Raw genomic sequence first — 1,247 nt, forward strand, 5'->3', positions numbered from 1 at the left:
CCGACCGACAGGGCCGGGGAACCGCCCGGCTCCTTCCTCGCTGCCCCACCCCTGACCGGCGCTGGCCTGCCGCCCGGCAAGCGGGCGCGAGCGGGGCACCTGCTGCTCCGTCGCCGCTCTTGACCTGGGCCGCGAGCGACCCGGCGGCCGACAAGCAGGGCCGGGGAACCGTCCCGCTCCCTCGCCCCCTCGTCTCCCTCGCCACCGACTGAAGCGGCCGTCACCTCGGTGCCGTCTGCGTCCCACGCACGAGTCCCACGTACGAGGCCCACGAAAAAGTGGCGGGCCTTCGGTCCGCCCCTTCATGGTCCGGTGGCCGGGTGTCTCACCCGTGGCCGGCCGTGGGGGGGGCACCGGCCCCCTCGCCAGCCCGTCGCCCGCCATCGTCCTCGCCGCGGAAGCGCATGCCGACCTATTGCATACTGCATACAATCTCGGTATGACTGTTCCAGGGGGCACGACACCCGAGGAGGGGCCGGTGGACCTCTACGAACACCAAGCCAAACAGCTCTTCGGCGAGCACCGGGTGCCGCTCGCCGAGCGACAGTTGGCCCGGACCCCGGAGCAGGCGGCGGCGAGCGCCGCCCATCTGGGGGGACGGGTCGTCGTCAAGGCGCAGGTCAAGACCGGCGGCCGCGGCAAGGCCGGCGGTGTGAAGGTGGCCGACGGCCCCGAGGCCGCCCGGGCCGAGGCCGAGCGGATCCTGGGCATGGACATCAAGGGCCACACCGTGCGCAGCGTCCTGGTCGAAGAGGCCAGCGACATCGTGGCCGAGTTCTACCTGGCCGTCCTCCTCGACCGGGCCGAGCGCGCCTTCTCCGCGATCTGCTCCGCCGAGGGCGGCGTCGACATCGAGCAGGTGGCCGCCGAGCGCCCCGCCGCCGTCGCGCGTCAGCCCCTGCCCGCCGGCCGCGGGCCGGACAGCGGCACCGCCCTGGCCCTGTGCGCCAAGGCCGGGCTGCCGGCCGAGGCGCACCAGGGTGTCGCCTCGGCCCTGCTGCGCCTGTGGCGGGTGGCCCGCGAGGAGGACGCCACCCTCGTCGAGGTCAACCCGCTCGCCCTGGTGGGCGACGGCCGGGTGGTGGCCCTCGACGGCAAGGTCACCCTCGACGACAACGCCGTCTTCCGCCACCACGAGCGGCTTCCCTTCCACGAGCACGACGGGCCGCGCGACCGGGAGGCCGACGCCCGGGCCAAGGGCCTGAACTACGTCGAGCTCGACGGTCAGGTCGGCATCATCGGCAACG

At 74.3% G+C, this 1,247-nt stretch carries 1 protein-coding gene; it reads left to right on the forward strand.

The features are described from left to right. Positions 1–478: 478 nt before the first annotated feature. The coding region (locus D450_RS0129000; protein WP_017542124.1) for an ATP-grasp domain-containing protein at positions 479–1,247 on the forward strand (769 nt) is incomplete at its 3' end.

The organism is Nocardiopsis halophila DSM 44494 (assembly GCF_000341245.1).
Taxonomy (GTDB): domain Bacteria; phylum Actinomycetota; class Actinomycetes; order Streptosporangiales; family Streptosporangiaceae; genus Nocardiopsis_A; species Nocardiopsis_A halophila.